At 70.4% G+C, this 14,822-nt stretch carries 10 protein-coding genes and 3 pseudogenes; 2 read left to right on the top strand and 11 right to left on the bottom strand.

Translation table 11 applies throughout. The features are described 5' to 3' along the window. From ACLEQD_RS20905 to trmFO, 3 genes and pseudogenes are all read right to left on the bottom strand, one after another. Positions 1–1,350, bottom strand: a pseudogene (locus ACLEQD_RS20905) (kinesin); the annotation flags it as partial. Positions 1,351–1,780: 430 nt separating this feature from the next. Beyond that, the gene (locus ACLEQD_RS20900) at positions 1,781–3,409 is read right to left on the bottom strand and encodes a gliding motility protein (protein ID WP_410386059.1); all 1,629 of its coding nucleotides are present in this window, start codon (positions 3,407–3,409) and stop codon (positions 1,781–1,783) included. After that, positions 3,406–4,768 (bottom strand): annotated as a pseudogene (trmFO, locus tag ACLEQD_RS20895) (methylenetetrahydrofolate--tRNA-(uracil(54)-C(5))-methyltransferase (FADH(2)-oxidizing) TrmFO). The gene ACLEQD_RS20900 and the pseudogene trmFO overlap by 4 nt, the downstream one beginning before the upstream one ends. Before the next feature lie 231 nt (positions 4,769–4,999). Between trmFO and ACLEQD_RS20890 the strand changes: the two are divergent. Next, positions 5,000–5,392 carry a TraR/DksA family transcriptional regulator gene (locus ACLEQD_RS20890; RefSeq protein WP_410386057.1) on the top strand — a complete coding sequence of 131 codons (393 nt, stop codon included), beginning with the start codon at positions 5,000–5,002 and terminating at the stop codon, positions 5,390–5,392. A 62-nt stretch (positions 5,393–5,454) separates the two neighbouring features. On the opposite strand, the gene ACLEQD_RS20885 is transcribed toward ACLEQD_RS20890, so the two are convergent. The 8 genes from ACLEQD_RS20885 to pgeF form a co-directional block, all read right to left on the bottom strand. Continuing rightward, a complete protein-coding gene (locus ACLEQD_RS20885; protein ID WP_410386056.1) occupies positions 5,455–6,030 on the bottom strand; it encodes an ExbD/TolR family protein in 576 nt (191 codons plus the stop codon). 2 nt (positions 6,031–6,032) lie between these two features. Then, entirely contained in the window at positions 6,033–6,560 is a 528-nt protein-coding gene (locus tag ACLEQD_RS20880; protein ID WP_410386054.1) for an ExbD/TolR family protein, read from the bottom strand. A gap of 25 nt (positions 6,561–6,585) precedes the next feature. Continuing rightward, positions 6,586–7,341 carry a MotA/TolQ/ExbB proton channel family protein gene (locus ACLEQD_RS20875; protein ID WP_410386052.1) on the bottom strand — a complete coding sequence of 252 codons (756 nt, stop codon included), beginning with the start codon at positions 7,339–7,341 and terminating at the stop codon, positions 6,586–6,588. Positions 7,342–7,506: 165 nt separating this feature from the next. Continuing rightward, positions 7,507–10,104, bottom strand: coding sequence for a type I DNA topoisomerase (gene topA, locus ACLEQD_RS20870; RefSeq protein ID WP_410386050.1), 2,598 nt, complete (start codon positions 10,102–10,104; stop codon positions 7,507–7,509). 23 nt (positions 10,105–10,127) lie between these two features. Further along, positions 10,128–10,874 (bottom strand): DNA-processing protein DprA, encoded by a 747-nt coding sequence (locus ACLEQD_RS20865; protein WP_410386048.1) that lies wholly within the window; start codon positions 10,872–10,874, stop codon positions 10,128–10,130. Between the two features lie 524 nt (positions 10,875–11,398). Beyond that, the gene (locus ACLEQD_RS20860; RefSeq protein WP_410386046.1) at positions 11,399–12,616 is read right to left on the bottom strand and encodes a LysM peptidoglycan-binding domain-containing protein; all 1,218 of its coding nucleotides are present in this window, start codon (positions 12,614–12,616) and stop codon (positions 11,399–11,401) included. Between the two features lie 26 nt (positions 12,617–12,642). Then, a complete protein-coding gene (locus ACLEQD_RS20855; RefSeq protein ID WP_410386044.1) occupies positions 12,643–13,482 on the bottom strand; it encodes a tetratricopeptide repeat protein in 840 nt (279 codons plus the stop codon). Positions 13,483–13,564: 82 nt separating this feature from the next. After that, positions 13,565–14,323 (bottom strand): peptidoglycan editing factor PgeF, encoded by a 759-nt coding sequence (gene pgeF / locus ACLEQD_RS20850; RefSeq protein ID WP_410386042.1) that lies wholly within the window; start codon positions 14,321–14,323, stop codon positions 13,565–13,567. A 228-nt stretch (positions 14,324–14,551) separates the two neighbouring features. Between pgeF and ACLEQD_RS20845 the strand changes: the two are divergent. After that, positions 14,552–14,822, top strand: a pseudogene (locus ACLEQD_RS20845) (diguanylate cyclase); the annotation flags it as partial.

Here is a 14,822-nt window from a genome sequence, read left to right as displayed (position 1 = left end):
GCCGCTCCGGGCGCGGCCGCCGCCGCAGCCAGCCGGGGGCCGAGGCGCGGTCACCGTCTGCTTGTAGCCGGACTCCAGCGAGGCATCGAAGTCCTTCTCACCGGAGGCGGCCAGCCCCTCCACCTTGCTGGTGATGAAGGCGCCGATGCGCATGAACGGCATCGTCATGGACTCCCAGAGCGACACGGGCTGGCGGACGAGCTGCGTGACGATGGCGTCGCTCTCCTTGCCGTCCACGTCGTAGAACACGCCGCGCTTGCCCACGACGAGCTCCGTGCTGCGGCCGGCGGTGACGGGCACCGCCACCTCGTAGGCCTCCGTCGCGTCCCGGGGCATCACCTTCACGTAGAGGATGCAGGTGGTCCCCTGCCCCGTCAGCGCCGCGTGCGCCGCGCGGTCCGTCACCAGCACGGACAGCGTGTACTTGCGCCCGCCCAGGATGAGCGTGCCCTTCTCCATCAGCGCCCGCCGCTTGGGCAGGTACAGGCTGGGCATGCTGATGAAGTTGTTGGAGAACAGCAGCAGCCAGCGCTGGTACAGCACCAGCCGCTCCAGCTCCGCGATGACGTCCAGCGTGGGCTTGAGCGACAGGTCCTCGCGGCTCGCCGCCTCCAGCGCGTCCAGGTCCTCGTCGGACACCGCGCCCAGCGTGTCCGCCACCGCGTGCAGCGCGCTCGCGTCGCGCTTGCCCTGCCAGCCGAGGATTCCTTCCGCCTTCGCGGACAGCTCGCGCCAGGCCGTGTCCGTCAGCTTCACGCCGTCGCCCAGGAGCGGCGTCGCCACCTCCCGGTGGAAGGCCTCCAGCTTCTCGTAGCCGGCGCCGCGGTACAGCCGCGCCCACACCAGCACGCCAGACGGATCCGGCGGCGCGATGGGCAGCTCGTTCGCGGCCTTGCCCATGGCGCCCAGGTCGCCCAGCGCGCCCTCCACGCGGTCCGCGCGCAGGCGCAGGCTGGCGGCGGCCTCCGGCTGCGCGGCCACCAGCCGGCACTGCACGAAGTAGCCGTCCAAGAGCGGCGCCACGTCGTGGACACGCTTCGCCTGCTCCAGGCTCGCCGCGCCCCAGGTGAAAGCCGCGTCCCGGCCGCCCAGGTGCGCGAGCAGCGCCGCGCGCTCCTCGCGGAAGCGCTTCACCAGGTCCACGTCCACGCCCGCCAGGCCCGCGCGGTTCGTCCGCTGCGGGAAGGCCGCGATGATGGACTGGGCCAGGGGCCGCAGCCGCTCCGGCAGCGACACCGGCGCGATGATGCCGTCGCCGTTCTTGCCCGCGTCGCGCAGCGCCTTGTCGCTGGTGCGCAGCTGCTCCAGCGACAGGCGCGTGGTGTCCGGCGCTTCGAGCGTGCGCAGCACCAGCTCCGCCGCGCCCCTGAGGTTGTTCGCCGTGTCGAGAGCGCTGACAGCTCCAGCACGTCGCTGCCCGCGTCCGCGCCCTTGCGGTCCTTCAGCCGCGCCGCCGTCCAGTCCACCGCGGCGCGCAGCTCCTCCACGCGGATGCGGCGGTTGCCGTCCGCGTCCAGCAGCGACAGGAAGCGCGGATCACACGCGATGCCCTCCATGGGGCACGCGAGCGCCATCCACTGCGTCGCGGGAATCCTCACCGCTTCGGTGAGGGTGTTGAAGTCGGGGATGTCGACCTGGAGCGAGCCGCCGTAGCGGCGATAGACGAGCTGTGCCATTCGGCGCGCGAAGACAGCACACCCCGTCCGGGCGTGCACGCCTCAACGTGCGGGCGCGCCCGGGAAGGAAGGCCCTGGCGGCCCTCCCCTCCCTGGGTCAGCCCCTACTGCGCGGCGGCGACGGCGCTGTAGACGCCGGGGTTCTGCCCCTGGCTGATGATGTAGACGGCCCGCGCGTCGTCCTTGCCCGCGAAGTACACGGGCACCTGCACGCCCTGGTCGAGCGTCTTGCGCGCGCCCGACTTCACGTCGTAGACGGCCACGTCGTAGGTGTCCGAGTCCATGCGCGCGTACGTCGCGAGCACGCGGGCGCCGTCCTCCGAAATCTTGTAGCTGAAGATGCCCTGCAGCCACGTCTTCGCCTCGGCCTGCTTCTCGCCCAGCGCCATGGCCTTGAAGTCGCACGCGCGGCCGTTGCGGATGCAGTTGGTGCGGAACACCACCGCGGCGTTCTCCGGCGCGAAGCCGTAGCCGAACACGCCCGGCTGCACCTTCTCCGCCTTCTCCTGGCCCAGCGCGTACAGCATCAGGTCCACGGAGAACACCGGCTTCACGAAGCGCGACAGGAACGCCACGTAGCGGCTGTCCGAGCCCCACACGAAGTTGGGCACCCGGTCCCCCACGCGCTTGGGCGCGCCCTCCGGCAGAGCCGCCACGCCCAGGAAGCCCGCGCGCGACGGCTGGTCGTACTTCTCCAGGAAGGCCACCGCCTTGGAGTCCGGCGCGAACGCCATCTCCTCCACGGCCTCGCCGACCTTGCGACCCGCGCCTCCGGACGCCGGGCCCACGTGCAGGTCCCCCAGTTGCTCCGGCTTGCCGTTCTCCGTGCGCGCCAGCCACTGGCCATCCGGCGAGAAGCCGAAGTTCTTCGTGCCCACCGCCAGCTTCGTCCCCTTCAGCGCGGGCACGTCCGCGAGGAACAGGTCATACATCCCGCGCACGGCCTGGCTGCGCACCTGGTAGGCCACGTGCTTGCCGTCGGAGGACACCTGGTAGTCGCCCACCTGATCCGCCAGCTTGCGCGGCGGCTCGTTGGAGCCCACCGTCACCGCCGCCAGCCCGCCTGCGGCCGACAGCCGGCGCTTGAAGAGCAGCGTCTTGCCGTCCGGCGTGAACTGCGCGGTGCTCACCTCGCCCGCCACGTCCTGGAACGGCCCCTGCGGCAGCTTGCCCAGCTTCAGCGTGCCCGCGTCCACGAAGGCCACGTTCACCCCGTCCGGGGACGGCAGCAGGTAGCTCACCGCCGTGCCCAGCTTCACCGGCTCCGCGCCCGCGTCCGCGAGCGGCAGCACGTTCAACTCACCGGACTGCGAGGCCGGGTTGTAGCCCGTCACGTACAGGAGGTGCTTCGAGTCCTGGGAGAACAGCAGGCTGCCCGGCACGTTCGTCACGCCGTCCCCCAGCGCGCGCGCCTTCCCGCCCGCCACCGGCACGACGTGCAGCTGCCCCACCAGCATCTGCGGTGGGATGCCGTCCAGCCGGGGCTTCTGCCCGTTGAGCAGGAACGTGGCGTACTGCCCGTCCGGCGACAGGCGCAGGTCCGCCGCGCGTCCCGCCGCGAGCAACTGCCCCTGCCCGCCCACCACCGAGGTGCCCTTCGCAGCGCTGCGGACCGTGTCGCCCTGCGCGGCGCTGCGCTGGGAGGGCGCGCTGTTGTCCTCGCTCTTCTTGCATCCCGACAACGCCACCAGGCCCAAAAGGCCCACCAGGCCCACCATCCCAGGTCGCTTCATGCGCTCGTCTGTCCTTCCGTCTGGGCGACAACGCCCGCGAGTGGCAGCCACGCCGCCAGGTCCTGCTTCGCCCGCGCCGAGTAGGCCGCGCGCTTGTCCGCCTTCTTCATCCGCCCCGACAGGGGCGGGAACAAACCGTAGATGACGTTGGTGGGCTGGTGCGGATGATCCGGCGGGTGCGCTTCCCCCGTCAGGTGCCGGTACAGCGACCCAGCGCCGTCGTCGCCGGGGGCGCGACGAACGCGGTGCCCGTCAGGCGCGCGTGCACCGCCAGCGCCACCAGGTAGCCGCACGCCGCGCTCTCCACGTAGCCCTCCACGCCCGTCACCTGTCCCGCGAAGAACACCCGCCGCTCCGTCTTCAACGACAGGTCCTCCGCCAGCAGGCGGGGCGAGTCGATGAACGTGTTGCGGTGGATCTGCCCCATCCGCAGGAACTCCGCATTCTGGAGGCCCGGGATGCACGTGCTGAAGATGCGCTTCTGTTCACCCCACGTCAGACGCGTCTGGAAGCCCACCATGTTCCAGGCCGTGCCCGCGCGGTCCTCCATGCGCAGCTGCACCACCGCGTACGGGTCCGTCCCCGTGCGCGGGTCCTTCAGCCCCACCGGCTTCATGGGCCCGTAGGCCAGCGTGTCGTCGCCGCGCTCCGCCATCACTTCAATGGGCAGACACCCTTCGAAGTACTTCGGTTCCTCGAAGCTGTGCGGCACCACCTTCTGGCCCGCCTTCACCTCGTTCACGAAGCGGTAATACTCGTCCTTCGTCATGGGCAGGTTGAGGTAGTCATCCCCGCCGCCCTTGCCGTAGCGGCTCTGCCGGAACGCGATCTCCATGTCGATGGATCCCCGGACAGGATGGGCGCGATGGAGTCGTAGAAGTAGAGCTTCGTGCCCACGTGGCGCTCCAGGTCCGCCGTGAGCGCCTCCGACGTCAGCGGCCCCGTCGCCACCACCACCACGCCGTCCTCGGGCAGCCGCTCCACCTCACCGCCCACCAGCTCCACGCCCGCGCCGGACACCAGCCGGGTGGTGATTTCACGCGAGAAGCCCTCGCGCTCCACCGCCAGCGCGTCGCCCGCGGGCACGCGGTGCAGGTCCGCGCTGCTGAGCACCAGCGAGCCCAGCGCGCGCAGCTCCGCGTGCAAGAGGCCAATGGCGCTCTCCGGGTTGTCCGAGCGCAGCGAGTTGCTGCACACCAGCTCCGCGAGCGTGTCCGACTTGTGCGCGGGGGAGCGCTTGTGCGGCTTCATCTCCCGCAGCACCACCGGCACACCGCGCCGCGCCAGCTGGTACGCGCACTCCGTCCCGGCCAGGCCGCCGCCAATCACCGTCACCCGCTGCTGCTTCACGTCCGACATGCATGCCTCCGGGCCCCCTCGTACCGGGTGCCCAAAGGGCCCTGTTAGCAGAGAGACCACGCCCTTTCACGTCCGCCCGCCTGCCCTACGTCCCACCATGCGTGCGGAACGGGAGGCGAGGTTTCCCCACCTGGGATCCAACCCTAGGTTTCTCGCGGTCTTCGCTCGGGACGGGGAAGCGTCCGGGCGAGCGCCCTTCAACCGCGATTCTGGGATGGGAGTGACGCAGCCATGAGCCGAACCGACGACTTGCTGAAGATCCGGAGCCTGCTGCAGGAGCGTCGCAGGACCACCGAGACCGCCCAAGCGGGCGCCCGCCGCGAGCTGGCCGCGCTGAAGGACCAGGAGCGAGACCCCGAATACGAGGAGCAGGCGCAGGCGGAGCTGGCGGACTACACGCTGTCCACGCTGATTGAGGCGCAGCGCCGGGAGATCATGCTGATTGACGCCGCGCTCAGCCGCATGGACAACGACGTGTTCGGCGAGTGCGTGGACTGCGGCAATGAAATCTCGCTGGACCGGCTGGAGGCCATGCCCTTCGCCATCCGCTGCGAGGAGGACGCCGCCATCCACGAGCAGGAGACGCGAGAGGCCGCGCGCCACGTGGGCAGCCTGTCCCTCTAGCGAAGCCGTGCAAGCGCTCCCCCGTGCCTCCATCCCGCGCGGGGGAGTCGTGCGTCCGGCGGCTACTCGCTGTCGCGCTGGAGCACGATGAAGCGGTAGTTCTGCAGCTCGTTCTCGCCCGCCGTGTAGAGCACCGTGAGCAGCAGGTCGTACGGGACCATCTTGTCCGCGATGACCGACAGCTCGTGGCTGAAGGGGGCCGCCGGGTTGCGCTCCGCGATGAACTTGAGCTTCGAGACTTCCTTCTTCAGCTGCGCGTCCAGCCCCAGCACCAGGCGGCCCTGGAGCTGGGCCTCCGGGATGCGGCCGTCCTTCAGCCGCACGACCTCCCGGTCACCCACCAGGATGTTCTTGGGGGTGATGGTGATGGCCACCGTGTCCTTGGGCGTGGCGCGCGTGGAGGACACCGGCGGCCGGACGTCCTCGGACGCGGTGATGGCCGCGGAGGACGACGCGAAGGACTTCAGGAGGAACACCAGGATGATGGTCATCATGTCCATCATCGCGGTGATGTTGAGCTCCTTCACCTCGCTGGCGGCCTCGCGCTCCTTGCGCTTCTTGCGCGTGAGGGCCCGGCGGTAGCGCATGCGCGCGAGCTGCTCGGCTTCTTCGGCGGACAGGGGCGCGGTCTCGGACATGGCTAGAGGACGCCCAGGGTGACGTCGGGGAAGAGCAGCTTGCGCTCGGCGGCGGTGCCCGCCGTCTCACGCAGGGCGTCCATCGTCTGGATCAGCGCCTCGTAGGGGATGTCCGGATCCGCCGCGACGATGACCTTCGTCTCCTGCGGGAAGGCGGCCTTGAGCTTCACCATCCGCGCGGTGAGCGCCGCGAAGTCGTGCGTGCCGTCCGCGCGCACGGGCACCGTGGGCGCCCCACCCTCCGCGGGCGCGGCCTCCGGGCTGTTGCCCCGGACGAAGAGCCCCTTGTGGGAGATGAGCACGGACAGGTTCAGCTTGGGCGCGTCCGCGTCCCCCTGCCCCACGCTCGCGGCGGCGCCGTAGCTGGGCGCGTTCACGTTGAGGGCGCCGAAGGCGGTGAGCCCGGTGATGGACAGCAGCATGAAGATGATGAGGTTCATGAGGATGTCGAGGTACGGGACGATGTTCAGCTCGCCCCCCTCTTCCTCTTCCCTCGGCTTCAGCTTGCGGCGCGAATAGTGGAACGCCATGGCGTGTCCGGTGCCGTGCGGCGGCCTACGACGCGGCGCGGACGTCGGAGTCCGTGGGGACGACTTCCAGCGAGCCCCGGCGCGACAGGAGGTTTTCCAGCTTCAGCGCGTTGAGCTCCACCAGCTCCACCATGTTCTTGGCGTAGTTGCTGAAGAACAGGTGCGCCACGATGCAGAGCACCGCGATGGAGAGGCCGAAGCCCGTGTTGTACATGGCCTCCGAGATGCCGTTGGAGAGCAGCGCCTGCTTCTGCTCCGCCGGCACGTTGCCCAGCGCGCGGAAGGTGCCGATGAGGCCCACGATGGTGCCCACCAGGCCCACCAGCGTCGCGATGTTCGCGAGCGACCACAGCCACTGCACCCGGCGCGAGACGTGCGGCGTGTACTCCGCCAGCGCCTCCTCCACCGCCTTGGCCACCTCCAGCTCACCCCGGTTCGCGTTGATGAGCCCCGCGCGGATGACGCGGGCCAGGGGCGAGCGCGGCGCCATGCCGCAGAACTTCACCGCGCGGTCCAGGTTGCCGCCGCGGACCATCTTGTGGACCTGTTCGATGAACGCCGTCGCGTTCAGGCGGTAGCGGTAGAGCAGCGTCACCGCGCGCTCGCCGATGACGGCCAGCGAGGCCGCCAGCCAGAACAGGTTCACGAACATGAACGGGCCGCCGGCCTTGAACGCGCCGACGATGAAGTCCCCCAGGCCTCCGGAAGAAGCATGGCCCGCCGCGGCGGGGGCGGCCTCGGCCACCACCACGCGCAGCAACTCACTGACAGAGGGAATCATCGCGGATCGCGTCCTTTCGCTGCCCCCCGCGCGCACCCCTGCCGCTTGACGGGCAGGAGGCTGCGATCACGGGCCAGGAGCAATCCGGACTTCTAGGACTTCGCCCGCGAGGGTGTCAAGCCAGGGGGCCGGGCGTACCCCCCTGGAATGACTGGGCTTTTGCGCTCAGGCTTCCACGGTGGGCGTGGGGGCAGGCGCGGCCTCCACGGAAGCCCCCGGAATGGCTGGCTCCACCACCTCGCGGCGGTAGTCGCATTCCTTGTTCGGGCAGGCGATGTAGGCGCCGTCCCGCTTGGAGAACTTCTGCAGGAGGTAGGGCGACGCGCACTGCGGGCAGGCTTCCGCCAGCGGCCGGTCCCACGCGGCGAACTTGCACTCCGGATACCGGTTGCAGCCGAAGAAGATCTTCCCGCGGCCGCTGCGGCGCTCGGTGAGGTAGCCCACCTTGCACTCCGGGCAGTTGACGCCGATGGAGATGGGCTTGGACGTCTTGCAGTCCGGGTAGCCCGAGCACGCCATGAAGCGCCCGAAGCGGCCGCGCTTGATCACCATGGGCTTGGCGCACTTCTCGCACTTCTCGTCCGTGGTCTCCTCCTCCACGATGACGATCTTCCCTTCCGCGTCCCGCTTGAAGTCCTTGGTGTTCTTGCAGTCGGGGTAGTTCGAGCACGCGAGGAAGTGGCCCATCTTCCCGAACTTGATGACGAACGGGTTGCCGCACTTCTCGCAGGCGATGTCGGTCTTGATCTCCTCGCGCTTGACGTCGCGCATCTCCGCTTCGGCCTTCTCCAGGGTCTCCTTGAAGGGCCCGTAGAAGTCGTGCAGCACCGTCTTCCAGGACGCGCCGCCGTCGGAGATCTGGTCCAGCTTCTCCTCCATGCTGGCCGTGAACGACACGTCCAGCTCATGGGGGAAGTGCTTCACCAGGAGCTCGTTGGTCATCTGGCCCAGGTCGGTGGGACGGAAGCGGCTCTCCAGCTTCTCCACGTACTTCTTGTCCTGGATGTTGGAGAGGATGGCCGCGTACGTGGACGGACGCCCGATGCCGCGCTCCTCCAGCTCCTTCACCAGCGTGGCCTCGCTGAAGCGCGGGGGCGGCTGGGTGAAGTGCTGCTCGTTGAGCAGCTTGTCCAGCGTGAGGACCTCGCCCTCGTTGAGCGGGGGCAGCTCGCCCACCACGTCCTCTACGCCCTCCTCGCCGGCGGCCTTGGCCTTGTCGCGCTCGGACTCCTCTTCCGGCGTGAGGCCGGCGCCGTAGACGCCCAGGTAGCCGGGGAACTTCAGGGTGCTGCCGGACGCGCGGAAGGTGGCGCGGCCCGCGGTGATGTCCGCGGCCGTCTGATCATAGACGGCGGGCTTCATCTGGCACGCGACGAAGCGGTTCCAGATGAGCTCGTAGAGCCGGAACATGTCCAGCTCGTCCATGGCGTCGAAGAAGGGACGCACGCGCTCGGGCGGGTACTCCAGGGACGTGGGCCGGATGGCCTCGTGGGCGTCCTGGGCGCTCTTGCGGCTCTTGTAGACCATGGGCTCCGGCGGCAGGTAGTCCGCGCCGTACTTCTGGCCAATGAACTCGCGCACCTGCGTCACGGCGTCGTCGGACAGACGCGTGGAGTCCGTGCGCATGTACGTGATGAGCGCCGTCTGGCCCTCTTCACCCAGCGGCACGCCTTCGTACAGCTTCTGCGCCAGCGTCATCGTCTTCTTGGCGGTGAAGTGCAGCCGGTTCGCCGCCTCCTGCTGGAGCTTGGAGGTGATGAAGGGCGCGGGCGCGTTGCGGCGGCGCTCCTTGCGGTCCACCTTCGTCACGGTGAAGGGGGCGTCCTTCAGCTCCGCGACGAGCCCGTCCGTGGTGGCGCGGTCCTTGAGCTCCACCTTCTTGCCGTCCACGCGGGACAGCTTCGCCTTGAAGGGCGGCGGCCCCTGCGGGCCCTGCACCAGCGCGTCCAGCGTCCAGTACTCTTCCGGCTGGAAGGCCTTGATCTCCGCCTCGCGCTCGACAATCAGGCGCACCGCGACGGACTGCACGCGGCCGGCGGACAGGCCCCGGCGGATCTTCTTCCAGAGCAGCGGCGAGATTTGATAGCCGACGAGCCGGTCGAGGATGCGGCGGGTCTGCTGCGAGTCGTAGTTGTCCTGGTTGAGCTCACGCGGCTGCGCGATGGCGTCCTGCACGGCGCGCTTGGTGATTTCGTTGAACGTCACGCGGAGCGAGTCCGGGTGACCCAGCTCCTCCTTGATGTGCCAGGCGATGGCCTCGCCCTCGCGGTCGGGGTCCGTCGCCAGGAAGACGCGGTCCACCGTCTTGGCCATCTTCTTCAGCTCGTTGAGGACCTTCTCCTTGCCCTTGATGACCGTGTACTCGGGCTTGAAGTCGTCCTCCACGTCGACGCCAATCTTGCTCTTGGGCAGGTCCTTCACGTGCCCCACGGACGCCTTCACCGTGTAGCCGGTGCCCAGGTACTTCTTGATGGTCTTGGCCTTGGCGGGAGACTCCACCACCACCAGGTAGTGCGGGCCCTTGCCACGACGCTCGGGCACTTCTTCTTCGGCCTCCGCGTCCGCGTCCACGGTGGGCAGTTCGTCGCCGTCCGCGCCCCGGCGGCGGGCCGCCGTCTTCTTCTTGGCGGTGGTCTTCTTGGCCGCCGTCTTCTTCTTGGCCGCCTTCTTGGCCGCCGGCTTCTTCGCGGCCGCCTTCTTGGGCGTCTCCTCCCCCGCCGCCGCCTCCGTCTGCGCCGCTTGTGTCTTCTTCCGCGTGGCCATGGCTCTCCTACCTCGAACTGCCTCTAGACCTTCTCGTACCGTTTACCCGGGTGCTGGACCACCAGCCCCGACAATTCCAACTCCACCAGGGCGCTCGTGAGCGCCGCGGGCGACAGCGGGCTCGCGGCGAGCACCTCGTCGAACGAGCGGGGAGCCCGGTCCAACAGCCCGTAGGCCCCGCGCGCTTCCGCCGACAGCGCCTCCCACCACCCCGGATCCCGCCCCGCTGGCACCGCACGGACGGGATGAACGCCCACCACCGCGCAGATCGTCTCAGCGGACGTGCATGCGCGGGCCCGCCCGTCCGCCAGCAGGGCGTTGCAGCCCGCCGCGGCCGGCTGCCAGACGTCCCCGGGCAGCGCGAACACCGGCCGGCCCTGCACCCGCGCGGCTTCCGCCGTGTAGAGGCTGCCGGACTCCAACCCGGCCCGCATCACCAGCACCGCATCCGACGCGCCAGCGATGAGGCGGTTGCGCCGGGGGAAGGTCGTCGTGCTCGCCCGGACGCCGGGCGGCAGCTCGCTGAAGTACACCCCGCCCCGCTCCAGGAAGTGCGGCAGGAGCCGGGCCTGGGCGGGGTCCAGCGCGTCCAGCGCGGAGCCCAGGAAGGCCCACGTCTCCGCGCCCACGTCCAGCGCGCCCCAGTGGCACGCCCGGTCCACGCCCTCCGCCGCGCCTGACACCACCCCCACCCCGGCCTCCGCCACCCTCCGGGCGAAGGTGCGCGCGAAGGGGAGGAAGCCCTGCTCCGGATGGCGGCTGCCCACCATGGCCAGCCTGCGCCGGGGAGGCCCGGGGTTCCCAGGTGGAACAGCAGCGGCGGCGCGTCCTCCACCCCCACCAGCCGGGCGGGATAGGCCGGCGTGCCCGCGAAGGCCACCTGGAGGCCCGCCCTGGCACACGCCTCCTCCGTCCGGGACGCCAGGGAGTCCAGCGACGCGACGGCGGCCAGCCGCTGGCGGACGGTGGCGGGCACCGGCACGTCGGACACCCAGTCCCGCACGGGCGTGGACGCGAGCCGGGACAGCGCCCCACCGGCGAACGCGCGCACGGCGGCCAACGTCCGGGGCCCCAGGCCAGCAATGGCCCAGAGCGCCAGGGTGGCGCGCTGCTCTTCCCAGGGTGGGTTGATGTCCGTCTCTGTGTCCGCCATGCCGTCCCCGCCTGTTTCCCACCTATATAGAGGTGGTCCCGGGAGGGGCGTGACACATAACACCGGAACTTCGGGGGTCAAGCGACCCGCCCTTCCCGGGCGGGCCGGAATGCAGCATTCCTGCCGTTGGCCGCCTTCGGACTAGCGGCTGGCGGTGGGCGTTCCGTCCTTGCGCATGGTGGCGCGGTCGCCGGCGGAGACCTCCACCATGGAGCGGGTCAGCAGGCAGTTGGAGGTGCGCTCACGCACTTCCGTGACCATGCACTGGGCCACGGCCTCCCACGGGTAGGACTTCTTGCCCTTGCCCGCGTCGCCCATCTTGTAGTCGCTGCGGCCGAGCACATCCAGGCTGGGGTCGCCGCGGCGCTCGATGGTGAAGGTGTTGCCCACCTGCACGCCGTCCGCGGTGCCGCGGTCCACGACGACGAAGTGGTGCTCGCCCAGCAGCGTCTGGCCCGGCGTCATCGGCGTGAGCACGTAGCCGGGGATCTCCTTGCTGTTGGGCTTGGGGGCGACGCGCTCCGACAGCTTCTCGCTGGAGGGGCCCACCAGGTCGCCGCGGGAGATGGGGTCCCACGTCTCCGTGATGCGCGCGGTCACCACGTCGTCGTTGATGGCGACGACCTGCACCGTGCCCAAGAGCTCCGTGAGGTAGCCCGTGCGCGCGTGCGTCACCGGGTGCTTCACCTCTTCCACGGTGTGGAAGATGACGTAGCGGTCGCCCACCTTGGCGGCGCCGCGCTTCTTGAAGGTCAGGTAGACCTTGTCCGGGGCGGAGAGCATCAGCGCCTCGGAGGCGGAGCCGTCGATGCGGCCCGCCTCGTCCAGTTCGCGCGTCGTCACGAAGCCCTTGGTCGTCACCGGGCGCGCGTTGGCGGGGTCGTAGCCAATCTTCCCCACCACCGACACCAGGCTGCCGCCGCTCACGTCCGTGGGCGCCGCCACGTCGTCGGAGGGCAGGTCGCCCCCTTCCACGCGCGCGGGGACCTCCTCGCCGCCGGGGAAGAACTTCACGTTGTTGCCCGGGTAGATCCAGTGCGGGTTGGCGATCTGCGGGTTGTAGGACCAGACCTTGGGCCAGTACCAGGGGCTGCCCAGGTAGCGCTGGGACAGGTCCCACAGCGTGTCGCCGGTCTCCACGGTGTGCACCTGGCCGGGCGCGCTCTCACGGCCCTGCGGGGCGCCGGGCGGGAGCGTGACGGAGGTGGGCCGCTGCTCCGTGTCGTCGGAGATGTCCTGCCCTTCCGTCTCCGTGGAGGCGGGCTGGGGTTCCTCCTCCTGCGCGTCCTGGGCGAAAGCCGTCCATGCCGGCGCGACGGTGAGGGGCACGAGCAGGGTGGCGAGGATCCGGGAGCGCATCGGACGACGTCCTTTCACAAAAGGGCTCAAGGCGAGAGCGCGGCGAGCCGCTGCTCCGCCTGCGTGGCGGCGGCCGTCCCCGGGAACTGGGTGACGACGCGGGTATAGAGGGCTCGGGCATCCACGGCCTGGTTCAGCCGCACCCGGCACTCCGCGAGCCGGAGCATGCCGTCCTGGACGGCGTCCCCGGCGGGGTAGTTCTTGATGAGCTTTTCGAACGTCTTCGCCGCGCCGGCCGCGTCCTTGAGCCCCATCTGGCCCAGGCCGCTGAAGTACAGGGCGTTGTCGGCGCGCGGGTGGCGCGGGTTCTCCGCCGCGAAGCGCGTGAGCGTCTCCACGCCGCCCTCCACGTTGCCGGTGCGCAGCATGGCCACCGCGCGCTCGTACTCCGCGTCGAGGATGTCCGGATCCTTCTCCGGGAGCTCCATCCGAGCGGGCGCCACGGAGCCCGTCGAGCCCGAGGAGCCCTCCACCGGGGAGATGAACATCTCCATCTGATCCGGATCCGGCTCCGTCACCGCCACCGCCGTGTTGATGCGCGGCGCGGGTTCCTTCTTCGGCTTGAGCCGCACCACCGTCAGCTCCGCCGGGGCCAGGCCCAGCGCCTCGCCGCCTTCCGACGCGGCGGCCTCCGGCTTCGTGCTCGCGGTGGGGGCCGGGGAGACGGAGCGGGCGCGGGAGACGGCGTCGCGGTTCTCCAGGCGCTCCAGGCGCTCCACCAGCGACGCCTGGGCGGCGCGCAGCGTCCGCACCTCCGCCTCCAGCCGGCCCACTTCCGTCTGGGAAGCAGCGGTGGTGGCGCAGGCGGTCGGCGCGGACAGCGCGACGGCGGCAAACAGGCGGAAGAGGAAGGGACGCACCGGCACGAGCCTGGACGGAGGGGATTCCAGGTCGAGGATAGGAAGGCCGGTCGGAAACCGTCAAGAAAACGACCCGGACCGCCCCCCGCTAGAAGTGGTGCACCACGTAGTTCAGGTGACGCCCGGTGCGTCCCGCGTCCCGCCGGTGGGAGAAGAACCGGTCCGGATCACACGCCGTACAGGCCTGTAGCACGTCCACCTGCCCCGGCTTCAGGCCCGCCCCCAGGAGCGACGCCTTCACCGCGAGTGACAGGTCCAGGTGCGGCCTGGCCCCCGCCCGGACGACGTCCGGACCGAAGCGCGCGCGGAAGCGGTCGCCCAGCTCCGCCGACACCTCGTAGCAGCACGCCTGGATGCAGGGCCCCACCGCCGCCAGCAGGTGCTCCGGCCGGCTGCCTCGCGCCACCAGCGCCTCCACCGCGCGGGCGCTGATCTCCAGGTCCGTGCCCTTCCAGCCGGAGTGCACCGCCGCCACGCGCCGGCCGCGCGGATCCACGATCAGCACCGGCACGCAGTCCGCCGTGCCCACGGCCACCCAGCTCCCCTCCCCTTCCGTCCAGAGGGCATCCGCCTCGCCCAGCGTCGGGCGCAGCACCGCGTCCGCCTCGCCGCGCGCCTCCAGCACCGTGTCGCCGTGCACCTGCGACACCCGGCAGAGCGCGCCCAGCTCCGCGCCCGCGGCCTGGGCCAGGCGGCGGTGGTTCTCCTCCACGCGCGGGCGCTCGTCCCCCACGGAGAAGCCCAGGTTCAGCGACGCGAAGGGGCCCTCGGACACCCCACCCGCGCGGGTGGCGAAGCCGTGCGGCACCGGCAGCAGCGCGGACGTGAGGAACCGGGGTGTGGACATGGGCGGACTTCCTGACCCCGGGCGGACCTCCGGGCGTGGGCTTCGAAAGGGCCTCCACCGTGCCATGGGCACAGCCCCTGAAAACAGGAACATGCGGAGGGACAACACCCCAGGTTCAATATTTCGACATGAGTACGTTTGACAGGGCGTGTCATGCACCTGACAATTTTCAACGCTCCGGCACTCGCGGACAGGACGCGAGCGCGCGGAGCACACTGCGCCCCGCACATGGCCCTCGGTTCCGAGACGATTGGCAGGAAGCTCTTGTGGAGCATCGCGCTGCCCGGGTTGGTGGTGGCGCTGCTGGGCGTGGGGCACTTCTCGCGCGAGGCGCGGCAGGCGGTGCGCGAAGGCACGCACCTGGAGGCGCTCGCGCTGGCGGAGGCCGTCGCGTCCACCTTCACGCAGCCGCAGGCGCCGGGCGCGGCTCCGCATGGGGCGGTGGCGGACGTGCTGGCGTCGGACACGCGGCTGTTCCGCTCCGTGGAGGACTGCGGTG

Source organism: Corallococcus sp. 4LFB, from assembly GCF_046520365.1.
Taxonomy (GTDB): Bacteria; Myxococcota; Myxococcia; order Myxococcales; family Myxococcaceae; genus Corallococcus; species Corallococcus caeni.
This window is presented reverse-complemented; position numbering and strand designations above follow the sequence as displayed.

Coding starts and splice junctions, on each gene's coding strand:
- ACLEQD_RS20900 (WP_410386059.1), bottom strand. CDS start 3,409: ATGAAGCGACCTGGGATGGTGGGCCTGGTGGGCCTTTTGGGCCTGGTG.
- ACLEQD_RS20890 (WP_410386057.1), top strand. CDS start 5,000: ATGAGCCGAACCGACGACTTGCTGAAGATCCGGAGCCTGCTGCAGGAG.
- ACLEQD_RS20885 (WP_410386056.1), bottom strand. CDS start 6,030: ATGTCCGAGACCGCGCCCCTGTCCGCCGAAGAAGCCGAGCAGCTCGCG.
- ACLEQD_RS20880 (WP_410386054.1), bottom strand. CDS start 6,560: ATGGCGTTCCACTATTCGCGCCGCAAGCTGAAGCCGAGGGAAGAGGAA.
- ACLEQD_RS20875 (WP_410386052.1), bottom strand. CDS start 7,341: ATGATTCCCTCTGTCAGTGAGTTGCTGCGCGTGGTGGTGGCCGAGGCC.
- topA (WP_410386050.1), bottom strand. CDS start 10,104: ATGGCCACGCGGAAGAAGACACAAGCGGCGCAGACGGAGGCGGCGGCG.
- ACLEQD_RS20865 (WP_410386048.1), bottom strand. CDS start 10,874: ATGGTGGGCAGCCGCCATCCGGAGCAGGGCTTCCTCCCCTTCGCGCGC.
- ACLEQD_RS20860 (WP_410386046.1), bottom strand. CDS start 12,616: ATGCGCTCCCGGATCCTCGCCACCCTGCTCGTGCCCCTCACCGTCGCG.
- pgeF (WP_410386042.1), bottom strand. CDS start 14,323: ATGTCCACACCCCGGTTCCTCACGTCCGCGCTGCTGCCGGTGCCGCAC.